The sequence below is a fragment of the Achromobacter sp. 18P8.1.1 genome (assembly GCF_057799415.1).
This window is the reverse complement of sequence record NZ_JBYOKH010000010.1, coordinates 122,730-140,404: the sequence shown is the minus strand read 5'-3', so window position 1 is coordinate 140,404 and position 17,675 is coordinate 122,730. Positions and strand designations below refer to the sequence as shown.

At 65.9% G+C, this 17,675-nt stretch carries 21 protein-coding genes; 7 read left to right on the top strand and 14 right to left on the bottom strand.

What is annotated here, in order from left to right:
- From AC27VE_RS09500 to AC27VE_RS09450, 11 genes are all read right to left on the bottom strand, one after another.
- Nucleotides 1–141: heme exporter protein CcmD (locus AC27VE_RS09500; protein ID WP_488703692.1), on the bottom strand; the 141-nt coding region annotated here is incomplete at its 3' end.
- A complete protein-coding gene (gene ccmC, locus AC27VE_RS09495) occupies nt 138–929 on the bottom strand; it encodes a heme ABC transporter permease CcmC (RefSeq protein WP_488703691.1) in 792 nt (263 codons plus the stop codon). The genes ccmC and AC27VE_RS09500, both read right to left, overlap by 4 nt.
- 8 nt (nt 930–937) lie before the next feature.
- A complete protein-coding gene (gene ccmB / locus AC27VE_RS09490) occupies nt 938–1,603 on the bottom strand; it encodes a heme exporter protein CcmB (RefSeq protein WP_006224203.1) in 666 nt (221 codons plus the stop codon).
- Complete coding sequence (gene ccmA / locus AC27VE_RS09485; protein WP_488703690.1) at nt 1,569–2,264, bottom strand: heme ABC exporter ATP-binding protein CcmA; 696 nt, start codon at nt 2,262–2,264, stop codon at nt 1,569–1,571. The genes ccmB and ccmA overlap by 35 nt, the downstream gene beginning before the upstream one ends.
- Complete coding sequence (locus AC27VE_RS09480) at nt 2,251–2,889, bottom strand: cytochrome c3 family protein (RefSeq protein ID WP_006224201.1); 639 nt, start codon at nt 2,887–2,889, stop codon at nt 2,251–2,253. The genes ccmA and AC27VE_RS09480 overlap by 14 nt, the downstream gene beginning before the upstream one ends.
- A gap of 15 nt (nt 2,890–2,904) precedes the next feature.
- Complete coding sequence (locus AC27VE_RS09475) at nt 2,905–3,381, bottom strand: nitrate reductase cytochrome c-type subunit (protein ID WP_006224200.1); 477 nt, start codon at nt 3,379–3,381, stop codon at nt 2,905–2,907.
- 19 nt (nt 3,382–3,400) lie between these two features.
- The gene (gene napA, locus AC27VE_RS09470) at nt 3,401–5,896 is read right to left on the bottom strand and encodes a periplasmic nitrate reductase subunit alpha (RefSeq protein WP_006224199.1); all 2,496 of its coding nucleotides are present in this window, start codon (nt 5,894–5,896) and stop codon (nt 3,401–3,403) included.
- A complete protein-coding gene (locus AC27VE_RS09465) occupies nt 5,880–6,197 on the bottom strand; it encodes a chaperone NapD (RefSeq protein ID WP_006224198.1) in 318 nt (105 codons plus the stop codon). The genes napA and AC27VE_RS09465 overlap by 17 nt, the downstream gene beginning before the upstream one ends.
- Before the next feature lie 23 nt (nt 6,198–6,220).
- Complete coding sequence (gene napE, locus AC27VE_RS09460) at nt 6,221–6,379, bottom strand: periplasmic nitrate reductase, NapE protein (RefSeq protein WP_035212934.1); 159 nt, start codon at nt 6,377–6,379, stop codon at nt 6,221–6,223.
- 197 nt (nt 6,380–6,576) lie between these two features.
- On the bottom strand, nt 6,577–7,431 hold the full coding sequence (locus tag AC27VE_RS09455; protein ID WP_088588516.1) for a beta-keto acid cleavage family enzyme: 855 nt from the start codon (nt 7,429–7,431) through the stop codon (nt 6,577–6,579).
- Nucleotides 7,428–8,390, bottom strand: coding sequence for a 3-hydroxyacyl-CoA dehydrogenase family protein (locus AC27VE_RS09450; RefSeq protein WP_006224195.1), 963 nt, complete (start codon nt 8,388–8,390; stop codon nt 7,428–7,430). Before AC27VE_RS09450 ends, AC27VE_RS09455 begins: the two co-directional genes overlap by 4 nt.
- 121 nt (nt 8,391–8,511) lie before the next feature.
- On the opposite strand from AC27VE_RS09450, the gene AC27VE_RS09445 reads away from it, so the two are divergent.
- Nucleotides 8,512–9,420, top strand: coding sequence for a LysR family transcriptional regulator (locus tag AC27VE_RS09445; RefSeq protein WP_006224194.1), 909 nt, complete (start codon nt 8,512–8,514; stop codon nt 9,418–9,420).
- A 187-nt stretch (nt 9,421–9,607) separates the two neighbouring features.
- Nucleotides 9,608–10,075 carry a MarR family winged helix-turn-helix transcriptional regulator gene (locus tag AC27VE_RS09440; RefSeq protein ID WP_377785544.1) on the top strand — a complete coding sequence of 156 codons (468 nt, stop codon included), beginning with the start codon at nt 9,608–9,610 and terminating at the stop codon, nt 10,073–10,075.
- 36 nt (nt 10,076–10,111) lie between these two features.
- Here AC27VE_RS09440 and AC27VE_RS09435 read toward each other — a convergent pair whose 3' ends face one another.
- Complete coding sequence (locus AC27VE_RS09435; protein WP_488703689.1) at nt 10,112–11,101, bottom strand: XdhC family protein; 990 nt, start codon at nt 11,099–11,101, stop codon at nt 10,112–10,114.
- Nucleotides 11,102–11,442: 341 nt separating this feature from the next.
- Here AC27VE_RS09435 and AC27VE_RS09430 point away from each other — a divergent pair, with 341 nt between their 5' ends.
- Genes AC27VE_RS09430 through AC27VE_RS09410 form a run of 5 tightly spaced genes read left to right on the top strand, consistent with a single transcriptional unit; the run spans nt 11,443 to nt 15,759 of the window.
- The gene (locus AC27VE_RS09430) at nt 11,443–12,405 is read left to right on the top strand and encodes an amidohydrolase family protein (RefSeq protein ID WP_488703688.1); all 963 of its coding nucleotides are present in this window, start codon (nt 11,443–11,445) and stop codon (nt 12,403–12,405) included.
- 23 nt (nt 12,406–12,428) lie between these two features.
- Complete coding sequence (locus AC27VE_RS09425) at nt 12,429–13,181, top strand: maleate cis-trans isomerase family protein (protein WP_088588513.1); 753 nt, start codon at nt 12,429–12,431, stop codon at nt 13,179–13,181.
- Nucleotides 13,182–13,192: 11 nt separating this feature from the next.
- Complete coding sequence (locus tag AC27VE_RS09420; RefSeq protein WP_488703687.1) at nt 13,193–14,017, top strand: alpha/beta fold hydrolase; 825 nt, start codon at nt 13,193–13,195, stop codon at nt 14,015–14,017.
- Nucleotides 14,018–14,048: 31 nt separating this feature from the next.
- The gene (locus AC27VE_RS09415) at nt 14,049–15,098 is read left to right on the top strand and encodes a 2,5-dihydroxypyridine 5,6-dioxygenase NicX family protein (RefSeq protein WP_006224188.1); all 1,050 of its coding nucleotides are present in this window, start codon (nt 14,049–14,051) and stop codon (nt 15,096–15,098) included.
- Between the two features lie 40 nt (nt 15,099–15,138).
- Nucleotides 15,139–15,759: an N-carbamoylsarcosine amidohydrolase gene (locus tag AC27VE_RS09410; RefSeq protein ID WP_488703686.1), complete on the top strand. Its 621-nt coding sequence runs from the start codon at nt 15,139–15,141 to the stop codon at nt 15,757–15,759.
- Nucleotides 15,760–15,835: 76 nt separating this feature from the next.
- Here AC27VE_RS09410 and AC27VE_RS09405 read toward each other — a convergent pair whose 3' ends face one another.
- Nucleotides 15,836–16,354: an aromatic-ring-hydroxylating dioxygenase subunit beta gene (locus AC27VE_RS09405; protein WP_315135079.1), complete on the bottom strand. Its 519-nt coding sequence runs from the start codon at nt 16,352–16,354 to the stop codon at nt 15,836–15,838.
- Between the two features lie 17 nt (nt 16,355–16,371).
- Nucleotides 16,372–17,661, bottom strand: a complete 1,290-nt coding sequence (locus AC27VE_RS09400; protein WP_006224185.1) for an aromatic ring-hydroxylating dioxygenase subunit alpha — start codon at nt 17,659–17,661, stop codon at nt 16,372–16,374.
- Between the last annotated feature and the right edge of the window lie 14 nt (nt 17,662–17,675).

The following is a 17,675-nucleotide window of genomic DNA, read 5'->3' as shown; positions in this document are numbered from 1 at the left end:
GGGGGGGGGGGGGGGGGGCCGCCCCCCCCCCCCCCCCCACAGCACAAGGGCCTCTGCACCCATCAGCGCCAGGGTGACGCCGTAGGCGCCCAGGATGTAAGGGCTGTGGCCTTGCAGCGAGAACAGCGCGTCCCAGCTCATGGGGCCTCCGGGGCGGGGCGGCCGGCGCGCGCCGCGCCGGGTTCGCGTTCGGCGATGATGCCGCGCACCCGCGCCAGCGCCACGGCCGCGCTGTACAGCCAGAAGGCCGCCACCATCAGCAGCATGGCGGCGACCATGATGCGCGCCATGCTCGGGGCGGACGTCAGGTTGATGGATGCGCCCTGATGCAGCGTGCTCCACCAGCGCACCGAGAAATAGATGATGGGCACGTTGACGACGCCGGCCAGCAGCAGGATGGCGCCGCCGCGGTCGGCGCGGCGCGTGTCGTCGGTCGCCGCCTGCAAGGCCATGAAGCCCAGGTACAGGAACAGCAGGATCAGTTCCGAGGTCAGCCGCGCATCCCAGACCCACCACGCGCCCCAGGTGGGCTTGCCCCACAACGCGCCGGTCCATAACGTCAGGAAGGTGAAGAGCGCGCCGGTGGGCGCCAGCGCCCGCATCATCATGAACGACAGGCGCGTGTTGTAGATCAAGCCCAGCGCGGCATACCCCGCCATCACCAGGTACAGGAACATCGACATCCACGCCGCTGCCACATGGATGAACAGGATGCGGTAGACCTCGCCCTGTTGGCTGTCCGTGGGCGCCACGGCCAGGCCCACATACAGGCCCGCGCAGGCGAAGAGGGCGGCCGCCAGCGCCAGCACCGGAATCAGGCGGCCAGCCAGCGGATAGAACACCGCGGGCGAGGCATAGCGCAGCCAGCCGGCGCCAGGGGCGGTCGGCGCGGGGGAGTAGGACGAATCGAAGGCGGGTTGCTCGTGCATGGGGCCTCTCAGTCCAGCGCCACGCGCAGCGCGGCGGACGCGCTCCAGGGGCATAGCAGGATCGCCAGGCACAGGCAGGCGCCCAGCAGCGACAGTTGCGGTCCGGCGCCCAGGCCCGCGTGCGTGGCGGACACGGCGCCCGCTCCGAAGATCAGCACCGGCACGTACAGCGGCAGCACCAGCAGGGGCAGCAACGCCCCGCCGCGCAGGCCCAGCGTCAGCGCCGCGCCCAGACCGCCCACCAGCGCCAGCGTGGGCGTGCCCAGCAGCAGGGACAGGACCAGTACGCCGATCGCCTGCGGCGGCAGGCCGAATTGCAGCGCCAGCACGGGGCTGGCCAGGATCAGCGGCAGGCAGCCGCTGACCCAGTGCGCGGCGAGCTTCACGCCCACCAACAGCGGCAGCGGGTGCGGCGACACCAACAGTTGCTCCAGCGCGCCGTTGGCATGGTCTTGTGCAAACGGGCGGTGCAGGCTCAACAGGATGCCCAGCAACGCGCAGACCCACAGCACGCCCGGCCCGATCGCCAGCAGCAGGACGGGATCGGGGCCGACCGCCAGCGGGAACAGGGAACCCGCCACGATGAAGAACAGCGTGGCGCCCAGCGTATCCGCGGGCCGTCTCCAGGCTAGCCGGATGTCACGTAGCGCCAACTGAGACAGCGTAGCCAGCATCCGCGTAGTCATCCATGTTCAAGGTTTGCATGCGGACGACGGCGGTGCCGGGCGCGCGGTGCGACGCCACGACTGCGGCGCCGCCGGCATCCAGGTGTGCGTCCAGCGCCCGCCACAACTGCTCAAGGCTGGCGGCGTCCAGCCCCGCGTCGGGTTCATCCAGCAGCCACAGGGGCTTGCCGCCCAGCACCACGGCGGCCATTGCCAGCCGACGGCCCTGGCCTTGGGACAGCCGGGCCGCGGGCACGTGCACGCTGCCCTCCAGACGCCAACGGCGCAGGCCCGTCGCAATGGCGTCGTCGTCTTGGGGCGTGCCGGCCACATGCAGGCTATAGCGCAGGTTCTCCAGCGCCGTCAGTTCGCCGCACAGGCCGTTGGCGTGCCCCAGGAACGCCACGCGCGCGAAGTACGCCGCCGTGTCGCGGCGCACCTCCTGGCCCTGCGAATAGAGCGTGCCGGCCAGCGGGCGCAGCAGGCCGGCCAACATGCGCAAGAGGCTGGTCTTGCCGCTGCCATTGGCGCCCTGCAGATGCAGGATCTGGCCGGCATGCAGCTCGACATCCACCGGCCGCAGTCCCTCGGGCCCGCTGCAAGGGCCGCCGCGGGGGCTGCGCAGCCCGCGGGCCGCGAGCAGGGGCGGCGGGGCGTCAGCGGGCCGCATTCGCCACCTCTTTGGGCGCCCTGGCCGGCGGCGTCGCGTCAGAGGTCTGGCCAGGCGGAATATGCGGCAGCGTATGGGCGATGCCCTTGTGGCAATCGATGCAGGTCTTGGTCTTGTCGGCCAGATAGGTCGAGTGCATGTTCTGCGCGCGCACGCTTTGGCGCGTGAAGTCCATGTATTCGTAGTTGTGGCAATTGCGGCATTCCAGCGAGTCGTTGGCCTTGAAGCGAGCCCATTCGTGCTGAGCCAGCTCCAGCCGCTTGTCCACGAATTTTTCGCGCGTGTCGATGGTGCCGAAGATCTTGCCCCAGACTTCCTTGGACGCCTGCATCTTGCGGGCGATCTTGTCGGTCCAGTTGTGCGGCACGTGGCAGTCCGAGCACAAGGCGCGCACGCCCGAGCGGTTGGTGAAGTGGATGGTGCCCTTCAGTTCCGCGTACACGTTGTCGCGCATTTCATGGCAGCCCGTACAGAACTTTTCGGTGTTGGTCAGTTCCATCGCCGTGTTGAAGGCGCCCCAGAACAGGATGCCGCCGATGAAGCCGCCGATCGTCAGAAAGCCCAGGCTGAAGTGCACGCTGGGGCGGCGGATGATGTTCCAGTAGCGCTTTAGGAGCTTGAGCATGGCGGCATCGATCCCTTACTTCTTGTCGGTGGCCGGGGCCGTCAGGCGCTTGAGGATCACATCGATGTCCTGATAGGTATTGGACACCAGCGGCTTGGCCTCGGCCTGCGGCACGTGGCACTGCACACAGAAATAGCGCCGTGGGGATACCTCGGCCAGCACGTTGCTGTCGCGGTCCATGTAGTGCGTCACGCTCAAGGGCGGCGCCTGGGTTTCCTCGGTGTTCACCCGCGCATGGCAGGCCAGGCAACGGTTGTAGTTCTTGTCGATCTGGTAGCCGTCGATCTTGTGCGGAATGGTGGGCGGCTGCATCGAATACGTGCGCATCCGCTTGATGTCCTTGTTTTCAATCGGGCTTATCAGCGGCGGGTTGGCTTCTTCTGCGATCGGGGTGGGCCCGCGCATGGGGTCTTCGACCTCCAGCGGCGGGGCGGCCCAGGCGGCCGAGGCCAGAAGGATGCCGATGGCGATGGTTGCGGCGCGTCGTTTCATGGCTGTCTCCCGGGGCCGCTCAGACCTTGACGATCTTGACCGCGCACTTCTTGAAGTCGGTCTGGAAAGAGATCGGGTCGGTGGCGTCCAACGTGACCTTGTTGATCAGCTGGCCGGCGTCGAACCAGGGCACGAAGACCAGGCCGCGCGGCGGCTTGTCGCGCCCGCGGGTCTCAAGTCGGGTGCGCATCTTGCCGCGCCGCGATTCGATCTCGACTTCCACGCCGCGCCGCAGGCCCATCGCCTGCGCGTCGTCGGGGTGCATGAAACAGACCGCGTTGGGAAAGGCCCGGTACAGCTCGGGCACGCGCCGCGTCATCGACCCGGAATGCCAGTGCTCCAGGACGCGGCCGGTGGACAGCCAGAATGGGTATTCCTTGTCGGGCGATTCCGGAGGCGGCTCGTAGGGCAGGGCGTAGATGATGGCGCGACCGTCCGGATTGCCGTAGAACTCGAAGCCGGCGCCCGCCTTCACGTAGGGGTCGCTGCCTTCGCGGTAGCGCCACAGGGTTTCCTTGCCGTTGACGACGGGCCAGCGCAGGCCGCGGGCCTCGTGGTACGTGTCGAAGGGGGCCAGGTCGTGCCCGTGGCCGCGGCCGAATTCGGCGTATTCCTCGAACAGCCCCTTTTGCGCATAGAAGCCGAAAGCCTTCGCTTCCTGGTTTTCGTATTCCGCGTTCAATTCGCTGTTGGGGAACTTGTTGACCTTGCCGTTGGCAAAGAGCACGTCGAACAGGGTCTTGCCCCGATACTCGGGCTTCTTGGCCAGCAGGTCGGCGGGCCAGACCTCTTCCACCTTGAAGCGCTTGGAAAATTCCATCAACTGCCACAGGTCGGATCGCGCGTCGCCCGGGGCGTTCACCAGCTGATGCCAGAACTGGGTGCGCCGTTCGGCGTTGCCGTAGGCGCCTTCCTTTTCCACCCACATGGCTGCGGGCAGGATCAGGTCGGCCGAAATGGTGGTGACCGTGGGGTAGGCGTCCGACACCACGATGAAGTTGTCGGGGTTGCGGTAGCCCGGCAGTCCCTCATTCATCAGGTTGGCCGCCGCCTGCATGTTGTTGTTCACCATCACCCAGTAGGCGTTGATCTGGCCGTCCTTGAGCATGCGGTTCTGCAGTACCGCGTGCGCGCCCACTTTTTCGGGAATGGTGCCGTCGGGCAGTTTCCAGATCTCTTCCGCATGCGCGCGGTGCTTGGGGTTGGTCACGACCAGGTCGGCCGGCAGGCGGTGCGAGAACGTGCCCACTTCACGCGCGGTCCCACAGGCCGACGGCTGGCCGGTCAGCGAGAACGGGCTGTTGCCCGGCGTCGAGATCTTGCCGGTCAGCAGGTGGATGTTGTAGACCATGTTATTGGCCCACACGCCGCGCGTGTGCTGGTTAAAGCCCATGGTCCAGAACGAGGTCACGCGGATCTTCGGGTCGGCGTAGAGCTCGGCCAGGTCCTGCAATTGCTTCTGCGGCACGCCGGTCAGCTTGGACGTGTATTCCAGGTCGTACTTCGAGACGAACTTGGCGAAGTCGTCGTAGGTGATGGGCTTGGAACCGCCCGCCTTGTCGGCGTTCTTGGCCGCCTTCTGCAAGGGGTGGTCCGGCCGCAGGCCATAGCCGATGTCGGTGTTGCCTTCATGGAACACGGTGTGCTTGTCCACGAAGTCGCGGTTCACGCGCTTGGTCTGGATGATGTAGTTGGCGATGTAGTTCAGGATCGCCAGGTCCGTCTGCGGCGTGAAGGTCAGCGTCAGGTCGGCCAGTTCATACGAGCGGTGCTCGAAGGTGGACAGCACCGCGACCTTCGTCTTGGGGGCGGACAGGCGCCGGTCGGTCACGCGCGTCCACAGGATGGGGTGCATCTCGGCCATGTTCGAACCCCACAGCACGAAGGCGTCGGCGTTCTCGATGTCGTCATAGCAGCCCATCGGTTCGTCGGCGCCGAAGGTCCGCATGAAACCCACGGCTGCCGATGCCATGCAGTGCCGCGCGTTCGGGTCCAGGTTGTTCGACCTGAAGCCTGCCTTCATCAGCTTGAGCGCCGCGTAGCCTTCCCACACGGTCCATTGGCCCGATCCGAACATGCCCACCGCCGTGGGCCCCTTGTCCTTTAACACCCGCTTGAACTGTTCGGCCATCACGTCGAAGGCCTGGTCCCAGGACACCGGTGCGAATTCACCGTCCTTGGCGTACTTGCCGTCCTTCATGCGCAAGAGCGGCGTGGTCAGCCGGTCGTTGCCATACATGATCTTGGACAGGAAGTAGCCCTTGACGCAGTTCAGGCCCTTGTTGACCTCGGCGTTGAAATCGCCGTGCGTGGCCACGACCTGGTTGTCCTTCACCGCGACGTTCACGCCGCAGCCGGTCCCGCAGAACCTACAGGGCGCCTTGGACCATTTCAGCTTGGCGGCCTCGGATTCGGTCACGATGTTCTGCGTGTACCCGACGATCGGGATGCCCGCCACGGTGGCGGCAGCCGCGGCGGCGGATTGCTTGATGAAGTCTCTACGAGCCATGGCCATCGTCAATCTCCTCGTTCATCGCGGCAAGCGTGTCGGCATGTTGGTAGACCAGCGCCGAGGCAAGCACGCCATCGAGGCGCTGGATCTCGGAGATCCGCGCCATCATGTCGTCGGTGGAGGGCGCTTCCAGCGTGACCACCAGTTTTCCGGTGTCGGACGCGCCATGGATTTCGGATCCGGCTACCGCCAGGATGGCGGCGCGGACGTCGGGCAGGCGTTGGGGCAGGGCATGCACCACCAGGCTGGCAATGTGCAGCTCAGGGGGCGCCGCCAAGGGCGCGGGGGAGGCAAGCGCGGACATGGGAGGTTTTCCGTCGCGTTGCATCAGCTGCCCGGAGGGCCGGCAATCAGCTGATAGAACCAGACGATGAAACCGTAGCCCGCCACGATGATGACCGTAAGGACGGGGGCCATGACGGCCGTCAGGAACAGGAAACTTCGAAGCTCCTGGGGCTTGGTGTACCCATCAGACTCGTTTTGCACACACCACCTCACTACGACAGTTGGGGTATTGCGTTTAACGTGCGGATGTCGAAGTTTTTAGCAGTGGTTTTACATGGCGTCAATGTTGCATCACGGCGAAACAATCGCGCGGTCGCGCTATATACAAAGGTGCCTGACGCCTTGTCGGAGCGCGCTCCGGCAGGCGTCAGGCACCTTGTATTGATTCGCGTTGCGGATTAGCCGATAGCGCCGTAGATGCGGCGCGCATCCGCCGCGGTGGCCAACGGACGGCCCAGCGCGCGGGCGCCTTCGGCAGCCTGGCGAACCAGCGCCGCATTGCCGGACGCGATGCTGCCGTCGCGCAGCTTCAGGTTGTTCTCGAAGCCCACGCGCATGTGGCCGCCGAATGCCGCCGCGGTCGTGACGCAGGCGTTTTCCTCGGCGCCGAACGCGCAGATCGCCCAGGGCAGCGATTGGTCGTACGCCGCCAGGAAGGGCAGCAGGTCATAGGCTGAAGACGTCTGGCCCACGCTGTAGCGGCCCAGCACGAACAGCACCGACCAGGCGCCCGGCGGCACCAGTCCGCGGGCGCGCAACGATTGCCAGCGGCGCACGTCGCCTTCGTCGTACAGGATGATCTGGGCCATGATGCGGCGCTCGGCCACCCAGGCCAGGAACGCCGCCAGTTCCGCTTCGGGAACGTCCGGCACGGCGATTTCGCGCAGTCCCATGGACACGGCTTCGGGCTGCAGTTCGCGCACCAGCGCGATCTGCTCGGCCGCCTTGTAGACGCCGGCGGCTTCGCTGGTGACCTGCACCAGCAGTTCGCGGCCCACGGCGCGGTCCACCGCGGCCAGCGCTTCGCGGTAGGCGTGCGCGCACAGCAAGTGGCTGCCGTCGGGCTTGCGCACGTGCATGTGCATCATCCCGGCGCCGGCGTCCAGGCAGGCGCGCGCTTCCAGCGCCAATGCCTCGGGCGTCATCGGCACGGCGGGGTGGTCGGCGGCTTTCTTGTAGGCGCCGTTGGGCGCCACGGTGATGATGACGGGGGATTCGGCCAGCGCGGCGCGCGGCAGGGCGGCAGCGTTCAAGGCTGGATCTCCGGCAGTTCGGGGCTGATCAGGTCCAGGCCGGCGCGCAACAGGCGGTCGTAGCGGGCGCGCTCGGCGGCGATCGTCTCGGGCGTCCAGGCGTAGAAGCCTTCACCGGCCTTCATGCCGTAACGGCCGTCGGCGGCGCGTTCGGTCAGGCAGCGCGCCGGGTGGTCCGAATTGCAGAAGGTCGGGTACATGGTCGCGCCCGCGGCGGCGTGCACGTCGATGCCCGCGTGGTCGCGTTGCATGACGGGGCCGGCCGCCAGGAAGCGGAAGCCGAAGCCGAAGCGGACGGCGGCGTCCACGTCTTCCGGCGACGCGATGCCGCGGTCGATCAGGTCGAAGGCCTCGCGCGACAGCGCGTGCTGCAGGCGGTTGGCCAGGAAACCGGGCAGGTCCTGCTTGACCTTCACCGGCACGCTGCCGCAACGGCGCATGAAGGCGATCAGCGAATCCGCGCAGGCGTTGTCGCTGGCTTCGCCCAGCACCACTTCCACCAGCGGCACCAGGTGCGCGGGCATGAAGAAGTGCAGGCCCAGCATGCGGCCGCGCGTATCCAGGCCCTGGCCAATGGCGCTGATGGGGAAGCTGGAACTGTTGCTGGCCAGGATGGCGTCGGGCCGGGCGCGCTGCGCCAGGTCCGCGAACAGGGCCTGTTTGATGTCCAGGCGTTCGGGAATGCACTCGATGACGAGATCCACGGTGGACCAGTCCACGGCGTCCAGGCTGGGGGCGGTGGCCAGCAGGGCGGCATTGGCTTCGCGGCCGATGGTCTTCAGGTTTTCGGCGACGCGGGCGGGCAGGCCGGCCGCGCGTTCCGCGTTGGATTCGATCACGGTCGTCCGGCAGGCCGCGCGGGTCAACACCACCGCCACGTCGGCGCCCATCGTGCCGCCGCCCACTACCACTGCATGCGCCGCGCCCGGGTTGGGCAGCGCTTTTGCGTCCGTCTGCATGGTTTGCTCCTCTCTTGCATCGTCGTTGGGGGCGAGTGTAGAGAAGCCGCTTTGATTGATGAATCAGATTTTTTGGATAGAATGATCGTTAAAACAGATCAATAGAGACAGGCAGGCCGGCATGCAGATCAATCTTTCGATGCGCGATATCGACACCACGCTGGTGCTGGGGCGCACGCTCAATTTCCGGCAGGCGGCCGCGCAGTTGCACCTGTCGCAGTCGGCGCTTTCCACTCAGATCCAGCGCATCGAAGAGGCGCTGGGCGTGCGGCTGTTCGACCGCACCACGCGCACCGTGCGCCTGACGGCGGCGGGCGAGGTATTCTTGCAGCAGGCCGCGACCCTGCAGGTGGCGTTTCGCGACGCGATCGCGGCCGTCAGCGGCGTCACCAGCGCCGAGCAGGGCCAGGTGTCGGTGGCCGCCTTGCCGTCGCTGGCTGCCCGGCTATTGCCGCGCGTGCTGATGGCCTACCGCCAGGCGCATCCGCACGTGGCGCTGAAAGTGCGTGACACGCTGTCCGGTCCCGCGTTTGATCTGGTGCGCGCCGGCGAGGTGGACTTCGCGCTGACCGCCGCCGATCCGCAGCACGCCGACTTGCACTACGTGCCGCTGATGTCCGACAGCTTCCTGCTGCTGATTCCCGAATCCCACCCCCTGGCCAAGACGCGCGGACCGTTGCGCTGGGCCGACACGGCCACCGCCGCGCACGTATCGATGGTGCAGCCCAGCAGCGTGCGGCAGTACACAGAATGGGCATTTCTGCAGAACCGCATCCGCTTCACGCCCGCGTTCGAAGCCGAGCATCTGACGACGATCGTGGCTATGGTCGAGTGCGGTTTTGGCGTGGCCGCCTTGCCCGAGATCGCGGCGGGCGCGGTATCCCAGACGGCCATCGTCCAGCGGCCGTTGACGGGGCCGGTGGCCGAGCGCTCGATCGGTCTGGTCACCTCGCGCAACCGCAGCTTGTCGCCCGCCGCGGCGGCGCTGGTGCAGACCTTGAAAACGTACCTGGCGGCGCATCCGCGCTAGGGCGATGAAAGGCGCCGCCGGAGGCCGTTTGATTTCTCTCAAGCACCCCGTCAAAGCCCCTCGACACCCGGTTGCCGATGGTATTATTCTCAGTACACTAACTAATCGGAGCTGCCTCAACGTGCCGGATGTACAGAAAAAGACGACGTCCCAGAAGCGCGTCGCACCTCAGAAGACAGACAGCAATATTTTCGATCCGGCCAAGCAGGTGCTGTGGTCGCGCCCCGGCTATCTGGTGCGGCGCCTGAACCAGATCCACTACGCCATGTTCTACGAAGAGTGCAAGACGCAGAACGTGACGCCCGTGCAGTACGGCGTGCTGACGGCGCTGTCGCTCAGCCCCTGGCTGGACCAGACCGCCATCGGCATGGAATTGGGGCTGGACCGCACCACGACTGCTGACGTGGTCAAGCGGCTGCAGGAGCGCGGCCTGGTGGAACGCCGGGTGAATCCCACCGACAAGCGTTCACGCCAGGCGGTGATCACCCAGGAAGGGTTGCGCATCATGGGGCTGTTGCAGCAGGGCATGGCGCGGGCACAGCAGCGCTTGCTGGAACCCCTGTCGGCGCGCAACCAGGAAATCTTCATGAAGCTGCTGTCCACGCTGGTCGAAGCCAATAACCAGTACAGCCGTACGACGCTCAAACCGATGTAAGGCAAAGGGGGGCGCCTGCGGCGCGATCCCCCTTTTTCACTCCTTCAACGCATTCGCCTGAGGCACGCTGCGGGCAGCTTGCCCATCCCCCAGCGAATTTCGCACCCAGATCAATTCGGCGGCGATCGCCACGGCAATCTCGGCCGGCGTCTTGCTGGCAATGCGCAAGCCCACCGGGCCATGCAGGCGTTCAATCTGATGATCTTCCAGGTCGAACAGCCGCAAGCGCTCACGCCGCTTCTCCTGATTGGCGCGCGACCCTAGCGCGCCTACATAGAACGCGGGGGACTTCAACGCTTCCAGCAGCGCCATGTCGTCAAGCTTGGGGTCATGGGTGACGGCCACGATCGCGGTGCGTTCGTCGGTGCCGATCTCCAGCACGGCATCGTCGGGCATGCTGGTCAGCAGCGTGGCTTGGGCTGCGTTCCAATCGCCGAAGAATTCCTCGCGGGGATCGCACACCGTGACGTGGAATTCCAGCGTTGCGGCGATGTCCGCCAATACGCGGGCAGTATGGTTCGCGCCGATGATCAGCAGCCGCCAGCGTGGGCCGTAAACGCTGCGGAAGCGCCGGCCGTCGAAATCGGGCCCGTCGGCAGGTCCGGCAGGTGAGATCGAGGTGTGGCCATCGACCAGGTCCACCGTGCGTTGGATCAGATGATGCTCGCGGATCGATGCCAGCACGCGGTCCAGCCATTCGGTGTCGTGTAGCCGTTCACTGATCAGGCGCAGCGTGCCGCCGCAAGGCAGGCCGAAGCGCGCGGCCTCGTCCCGCGTGACGCCGTAGGTCAGGCGGGCAGGGGCGTCTTCAAGCTCGCCGGCGCGGGCGCGCGCAATCAGATCGTCTTCGATGCAGCCGCCCGACACCGAGCCGACCACCCGGCCGTCGTCGCGCACGGCCAGCATGGCGCCCGCCTGCCGCGGCGCCGAACCCCAGGTCTGCACCACGGTCACCAGGTGCACGCGCTTGCCCGCAGCGACCCAATCCCGGGCTTGTTGCAATACGTCCAGATCCAAAGCGTTCATTGGCTTCTCACACAGGAAAGGCCTGGTCGACGTAGGGGCGTCGGCACGGCCTATGTATTCACTGTACTGATGATTATCGGGCGTGTCTCTAGTGTCTATCCCTACCCGGGCAGCCTCATTTCAGGCACGGCGCTTGCCCCGGGATTTCCCTAATTGGTCAGTACGCTGATTATAAAGTCAGTATACTGACGTAAATTCGGAAGCCGTGACGGCCCGGGTTCCCATAGGGAAGAATGCCGTCTGGAGTTCCGGTTGTTCCAATCAAATAGTCAGTGTACTGATAAATACACTGGCATGCCGTGGCGGGGCAGGCGTCGCGCCATCACACTGGGAGCAGGGGAATGAGCAAAGTGCGCAAGATCGCGTTCGAGGAGCACTACACCGCGGTCGGATTCAAAGACTATTCAAAGAGTTTTGCGCAGCATATCGATCCGGCGGTGCTGGCCGATCTGGCGGCGCGCCTGACCGACTTCGATGAAGTCCGATTGGGCGAAATGGACCGCGCCGGTATCGACTACGTCATCCTGTCGCAGACGGGGCCCGGCGTGCAGGCCGAAGCCGATGCCGCGGTGGCGGTCAACCGCGCCAAGGAGAACAACGATTTCCTGGTCAGCCAGATTGCCCGGCATCCGACCCGGTACGGCGGCTTTGCCACCTTGCCGATGCACGACCCGAAGGTCGCCGCGGCGGAGCTTGAGCGTTGCGTCAGGCAACTGGGCTTCAAGGGCGCGCTGATCAACGGCCACACCAACGGCGTCTACTACGACGACCGCGCCTATGACCCCTTCTGGGAACGTGTGCAGGAACTGGATGTGCCGATCTATCTACACCCCACCGATCCCTATGTGGTGCCGCAGGCCTACTCGGGCCACCCGGAGCTGGTGGGCGCGTCCTGGGGCTGGGGCGTCGAAACCGCCACCCACGCGCTGCGCTTGCTGTTCGGCGGCGTGTTCGACCGCTACCCCGGGGTCAAGCTGATCCTGGGCCATATGGGCGAGGGCCTGCCGTTCCAGCGCTGGCGCTTTGACAGCCGTTTCGCCGTCTACTCGCACGGCATCAAGCTGGCGCGCGCCCCGTCGGAATACCTGGGCAGCAACATCGTCATCACCACGTCCGGCGTCTGTTCGCCTCCCACCCTGGTGGCCGCCATTGCCGAAATGGGCCGCGAGGCGGTGATGTTCTCGGTGGACTACCCCTACGAATCGACCGCGCTGGCCGCCGAATTCATCGAGCAGACGCCTATGGACGACGCGACCCGCGACCTGATCTGCCACGGCAACGCGCGGCGCCTGTTCAAACTCTGACTTCACCGGAAAAAGGAGCAACCATGCAGAAACCCTTCCGTATCGGCCAGATCGTGCCGAGTTCGAATACCACGATGGAAACCGAAATCCCAGCCATGCTGCTGGCGCGCCAGCAGATCCGGCCGGAGCGCTTCACGTTCCATTCCAGCCGCATGCGCATGAAGAAGGTGGTCAAGGAGGAGCTTGCGGCGATGGACGGGGAATCCGATCGCTGCGCGGTGGAACTGAGCGACGCGCGGGTGGACGTGCTGGGCTACGCCTGCCTGGTGGCAATCATGGCCATGGGCCATGGCTATCACCGGGTGTCGGAAAAACGCCTGCAGGCGCACACGGCCGCCAACGGCGCGGACGCGCCGGTCATCACCAGCGCGGGCGCGCTGGTGGACGCGCTGAAGGTGATCGGCGCCCGCCGTATCGTGGTGGTGGCGCCCTACATGAAGCCGTTGACCGAGCTGGTCGTGGACTACATCCGCAACGAAGGCTTTGACGTAGTCGACTATCGGGCGCTGGAGATTCCGGACAATCTGGAAGTGGGGCGCCATGACCCGGCACGTTTGCCCGAAATCGTCGCGCAGATGGATACCAGCAACGTGGACGCCATCGTGCTGTCGGCCTGCGTGCAGATGCCGTCCTTGCCGGCCATCGCCAAGGTCGAGGCCCAGACCGGCAAGCCGGTGATCACCGCCGCAGTGGCCACGACCTACGCCATCCTGAAGTCGCTGAACCTGGAACCCGTGGTGCCGGGCGCGGGCGCGCTGCTGTCGGGCGCTTACTGAGGAAGACGGCCATGAGCACTTATCTCTACGGGGCGAATGTCCAGGCCAACGGCATCCGCCAGCACTACCTGCGCTACGGCGGTGCGCACACCGCGGGTCGGGACGCCGTCGTAATCGTGCCGGGCATCACCAGCCCGGCGATCACATGGGGCTTTGTCGGCGAACGTTTCGGCAAGACGTTCGATACCTACATCCTGGACGTGCGCGGGCGCGGCCTGTCGGAGGCCGGCGCCGCGCTGGACTACAGCCTGGACGCGCAGGCCGCGGACGTACTGGCGTTCGCGCAAGCGTTGGGCCTGGAGCGTTACAGCCTGGTCGGGCATTCCATGGGCGGGCGCATCGGCGTGCGCGCGGGCCGGACCCAGCCCGCCGGCCTGCGCAGGCTGGTTCTGGTCGACCCGCCGGTGTCCGGTCCCGGCCGCCGGCCGTACCCGGCCAAGCTGCCGTGGTATGTGGATTCCATGGCGCAGGCCCGCCACGGCATGGACGCGGACGCCATGCGCGCGTTTTGCCCGACCTGGACCGATCAACAGCGCCAGCTGCGCGCCGAATGGCTGCATACCTGCGACGAACGCGCCATCGTCCAGAGCTTCGAGGCGTTTCAGACCGACAACATCCATGCAGACCTGCCCCAGCTGAACGTACCCGTCCTGCTCGTGACCGCGGAAAAAGGCGATGTGGTGCTGGACGCGGACGTGGCGGAAATCGCGCAGTTGGCGCCGGGTACGCAGCATCACCGGGTGCCCGCGGCCGGCCACATGATTCCGTGGGACAACGAGGAAGGTTTCTACGCGGCCTTCGGCGATTTCCTGGGCGCGCCGCTGGCGCGGGCCTGAGCCGCCGGACTTTCAAGAGAAGGAGGCAACCATGCCTGTAAGCGACTATGAACTGGTGAAGGCCTGGCAGCAGGTGCTGACCTTGTCCCAACTGCAAGCCGGCCAGACCGTGACGGTGCTGACCAGTGCGGCGACCCACCCGCAGACGCTGTCGACGGCGTTGATCGCGGCGCAATCCATGGGGGCGGTGGTGAACCGGCTGGATTTGCCGCCCGTCAACGGCGAGAAGGCGTTAAGCCGCGATTCGCTGGCCTATCTGGGCACCACGCCGCTGACGGGCAACAAGCCCGCGATCGCGGCGTTAAAGGAAAGCGACCTGGTGCTGGACCTGATGACGCTGCTGTTCTCGCCGGAGCAGCACGAAATCCTGGCGACGGGCACCAAGATCCTGCTGGCGGTGGAGCCTCCCGAGGTGCTGGCGCGGCTGGTGCCCACCGAGGCGGACCGCGCGCGGGTGAAGGCGGCGGCCGCGCGCATCGGCGCCGCGCGCGAGATGAGCGTGGTGTCGGCGGCGGGCACCGACCTGCGCTGCCCGCTGGGCGAATTCCCCGCGATCAGCGAATACGGCTTCGTGGATGAACCGGGGCGCTGGGACCATTGGCCCAGCGGCTTTGTCCTGACCTGGCCGAACGAGCGCGGCGCCAACGGCAAGATCGTGATCGACGTGGGCGACATCCTGCTGCCGCAAAAGCTCTACGTGCGCTCACCCATCGAACTGACGGTGGAAAACGGCTTCGCCACGCGGATCGAAGGCGGCGTCGACGCGGAACTGCTGCGCGAATACGTGGCGTCTTTCCGGGACCCCGAGGCTTACGCGATTTCGCATATCGGTTGGGGCCTGCAACCGCGCGCGCACTGGACCACGCTGGGGCTGTACGACCGCGAGGCCACGATCGGCATGGACGCGCGGGCGTACGAGGGCAATTTCCTGTTCTCGCTGGGTCCGAACAACGAGGCGGGCGGCAGCCGCAGCACCACCTGCCATATCGACATCCCGCTGCGTGCGTGCACCGTGCGGCTGGACGGCGAGGACGTGGTTCGCCAGGGCAAGGTGCTGGACGGCGCTGCCCGGCAGGAATAGGCCATGGTGCCCGACAACCATCGATCAAGGAACCTGCTTCATGAATGACGATATTTCCGCCTACGCGCGGCAGGGCTTCGGCGCCGCCATGGCTCCCAAGCCGCCCTACGGCCTGCTGATCGTGGACCTGGTTAACGGCTTCGCCGACCCCGCCGTGTTCGGCGGGGGCAACATCGCGCCGGCCATCGCGCAGACGACGCATCTGCTGGCGCACGCGCGCAGCCAAGGCTGGCCGGTGGCCCACAGCCGCATCGTGTTCGCGGACGACGACGCCGACCACAACATCTTCACGTTGAAGGTCCCGGGCATGCTGACGCTGAAGGAAACCCACCCCAACAGCGCGATCGTTCCCCAGCTGGCGCCCGTCGCCGGGGAACTGGTGGTGCGCAAGACGGTGCCTTCGGCGTTTTTTGGCACCTCCCTGGCCGCCTGGCTGTCGCAGCGCGGCGTCCAGACGCTGCTGGTGGCGGGCGCGGTCACCAGCGGCTGCGTGCGGGCAAGCGTGGTGGACGCGATGCAGTACGGCTTTCGGCCGCTGGTGGTGTCGGACTGCGTGGGCGACCGAGCCATCGGCCCGCACGAGGCCAACCTGTTCGACATGCGCCAGAAGTACGCTACCGTGCTGACCTGCGACGAAGCGATGCGCGCCACCCGGGTCTGAACGGCCCGGTCATCGTCCAAGGGAAAAGGGGTTGCGCCGTCCGGCGCAACCCCTTTTTCTTTGGCGCCCCGATGGACTACACGGGATACACCAGGTCGTTGGCCAGGATGGTGGTGTCATACACCACTTGCCGTTCTTTCAGCTTGAGCACGCCGTCCTGCTTCGTGAAGCGGTCGTAGTAGGTGCCGGCAAGGTGCAGCGTCGTGGGGCCTTCCACCAGGGTCTGCATCAGCATGAACGCGGCCTGGGCCTCGATGTCGCCGTCAGGAGATTCGCTGATCACGCGGGTATTGCTGACCAGGTGCAGCATGTAGCGCGGCGCGAACATCTGGGTGCGCGAAATGGCCACGGCGCGGTCGTGCATCATGGCGCGGCCCTCGGAATAGACCAGCCCCACGGGCAGGCCCAGCTCGGCATTCTCGCGCGCAGTCACGCGGTACAGGCCGTCCTCGGTGAAGAAGGCGGGCCAGGCCTCGACCTGGCCGGCGTCAAGCGTCGCGCAATAGTCGGCGTGGAATTCCTCGATTTCCTGGCGCAACGCAATGGCGCGCGCCGGGTCGATCTTGCGGGGGGAAAATTCGAATCGGGTTCTCATCTGTCTCGGTTCCTGCCTTAGAAGCCCATCACGCCGCGGTAGTAGCTGTACATCGAGCGGATCGCGGCCTCCGAGATCAACGTGTTGGACGTGCCTTGCTTGCCGGATTCCAGCTTCAGCACGTTGACGTCGGTGCTGGCGCGCCGCACGCCTTCCTGCACGAACTTCATGGCCTCGTTGTCTTCCAGGCCCAAAAAGCCGGCCGGCCCCATCAGGTTGCCCTGGCGCAGGCGATGGCGTTCCATCTCGGGCGTATCGTCTTCATAGCCGAACATGGTCCACTGCATGATCATGCTGTCGGGCCCGTTGGGCACGATCTGGCGCACGCCCAGCGTATTCATTTCGCGCTGCACGATCAGGTTGGGCCACACCGTCTGCATGGTGACCGACCAGGGCGAGTCGAATTCCTTGACGAACTCCAGGAAGCGGTCGTCCTGCAGGTGCAGGCCATCGTGGAAAGAGCGCATCTCTTTCTTGTTCTCTTCGCTGACGGAGGCGTACTTGTCTTCGCTCTTGGCCGAGGCCATGGTGCCGTGGCGGCCATGAACGGAGTCAACCAGCATCGCCGACTTGTTGCCGGCCACCAGCAGCCCGAACACGACCAGGAAGGAATGCAGCAGGGTCGCGTGGTAGGGGTCCTTCAGGTTCTCGTGATACATCTTCCAGTTGCACGGCAGCTCGTTGCGGTAGTAGCCGTGGATCTTGAGCTTCTTGCCTGGAAAGACGGTGTCGAAATCGGTCAGGATCTCGGGCGTCAGGTACTGGTCGATGGGTTCGACCTCGGCGCTGTACGAGGCGAAGATCACGCCGTTGCGCGTGGTCACGTAGAGCTTGCGCAGGCCGTGTTCGTCGTTCTTGAAGTCCTTGGGCATGCCGCCTTCGCGGTTCACGCCGCGCTTGAAGGGGATGCCTTGCAGATTGCCCTTCAGGTCGTACGACCACTGGTGATAGGGGCAGACGAACTCTTTGGCGTTGCCCTGGCTGTTGCGGCAGAACTCGGCGCCGCGATGGGCGCAGCGGTTCTCGAACACGTTGACCGACCCGTCTTCGGCGCGCGAGACCACCACGGGCGTCGGCCCGACGTAAGAGCGCTTGTAGTCGCCCGGATTGGGCAGTTCGGCTTCCAGCGCCACGTAGTTCCAGGTCTTGCCGTGGAAGATCTTCTCGACTTCCTGGTCGTAGACGGCGCTGCTGGTGTAGACCCAGTCGGGGATGTAGTGCAGCGCGTCTTCCGGCCAGACACAGTCGGCTAGCGCTGCATCCTTGGCGGCTACCGTACGGCCGATGACGGTTTGTGATTGATACATGAAAAGCTCCTGTC

Bases quoted from the DNA above. Each gene is read 5' to 3' on its own strand.
- AC27VE_RS09405 (WP_315135079.1), bottom strand. From the start codon at position 16,354: ATGAGAACCCGATTCGAATTTTCCCCCCGCAAGATCGACCCGGCGCGC.
- ccmA (WP_488703690.1), bottom strand. From the start codon at position 2,264: ATGCGGCCCGCTGACGCCCCGCCGCCCCTGCTCGCGGCCCGCGGGCTG.
- ccmB (WP_006224203.1), bottom strand. From the start codon at position 1,603: ATGCTGGCTACGCTGTCTCAGTTGGCGCTACGTGACATCCGGCTAGCC.
- AC27VE_RS09445 (WP_006224194.1), top strand. From the start codon at position 8,512: ATGCAGATCAATCTTTCGATGCGCGATATCGACACCACGCTGGTGCTG.
- AC27VE_RS09480 (WP_006224201.1), bottom strand. From the start codon at position 2,889: ATGCTCAAGCTCCTAAAGCGCTACTGGAACATCATCCGCCGCCCCAGC.
- AC27VE_RS09420 (WP_488703687.1), top strand. From the start codon at position 13,193: ATGAGCACTTATCTCTACGGGGCGAATGTCCAGGCCAACGGCATCCGC.
- AC27VE_RS09465 (WP_006224198.1), bottom strand. From the start codon at position 6,197: ATGTCCGCGCTTGCCTCCCCCGCGCCCTTGGCGGCGCCCCCTGAGCTG.
- AC27VE_RS09400 (WP_006224185.1), bottom strand. From the start codon at position 17,661: ATGTATCAATCACAAACCGTCATCGGCCGTACGGTAGCCGCCAAGGAT.
- AC27VE_RS09435 (WP_488703689.1), bottom strand. From the start codon at position 11,101: ATGAACGCTTTGGATCTGGACGTATTGCAACAAGCCCGGGATTGGGTC.
- napA (WP_006224199.1), bottom strand. From the start codon at position 5,896: ATGGCCATGGCTCGTAGAGACTTCATCAAGCAATCCGCCGCCGCGGCT.
- AC27VE_RS09415 (WP_006224188.1), top strand. From the start codon at position 14,049: ATGCCTGTAAGCGACTATGAACTGGTGAAGGCCTGGCAGCAGGTGCTG.
- ccmC (WP_488703691.1), bottom strand. From the start codon at position 929: ATGCACGAGCAACCCGCCTTCGATTCGTCCTACTCCCCCGCGCCGACC.
- AC27VE_RS09410 (WP_488703686.1), top strand. From the start codon at position 15,139: ATGAATGACGATATTTCCGCCTACGCGCGGCAGGGCTTCGGCGCCGCC.
- AC27VE_RS09430 (WP_488703688.1), top strand. From the start codon at position 11,443: ATGAGCAAAGTGCGCAAGATCGCGTTCGAGGAGCACTACACCGCGGTC.
- AC27VE_RS09450 (WP_006224195.1), bottom strand. From the start codon at position 8,390: ATGCAGACGGACGCAAAAGCGCTGCCCAACCCGGGCGCGGCGCATGCA.
- AC27VE_RS09425 (WP_088588513.1), top strand. From the start codon at position 12,429: ATGCAGAAACCCTTCCGTATCGGCCAGATCGTGCCGAGTTCGAATACC.
- AC27VE_RS09475 (WP_006224200.1), bottom strand. From the start codon at position 3,381: ATGAAACGACGCGCCGCAACCATCGCCATCGGCATCCTTCTGGCCTCG.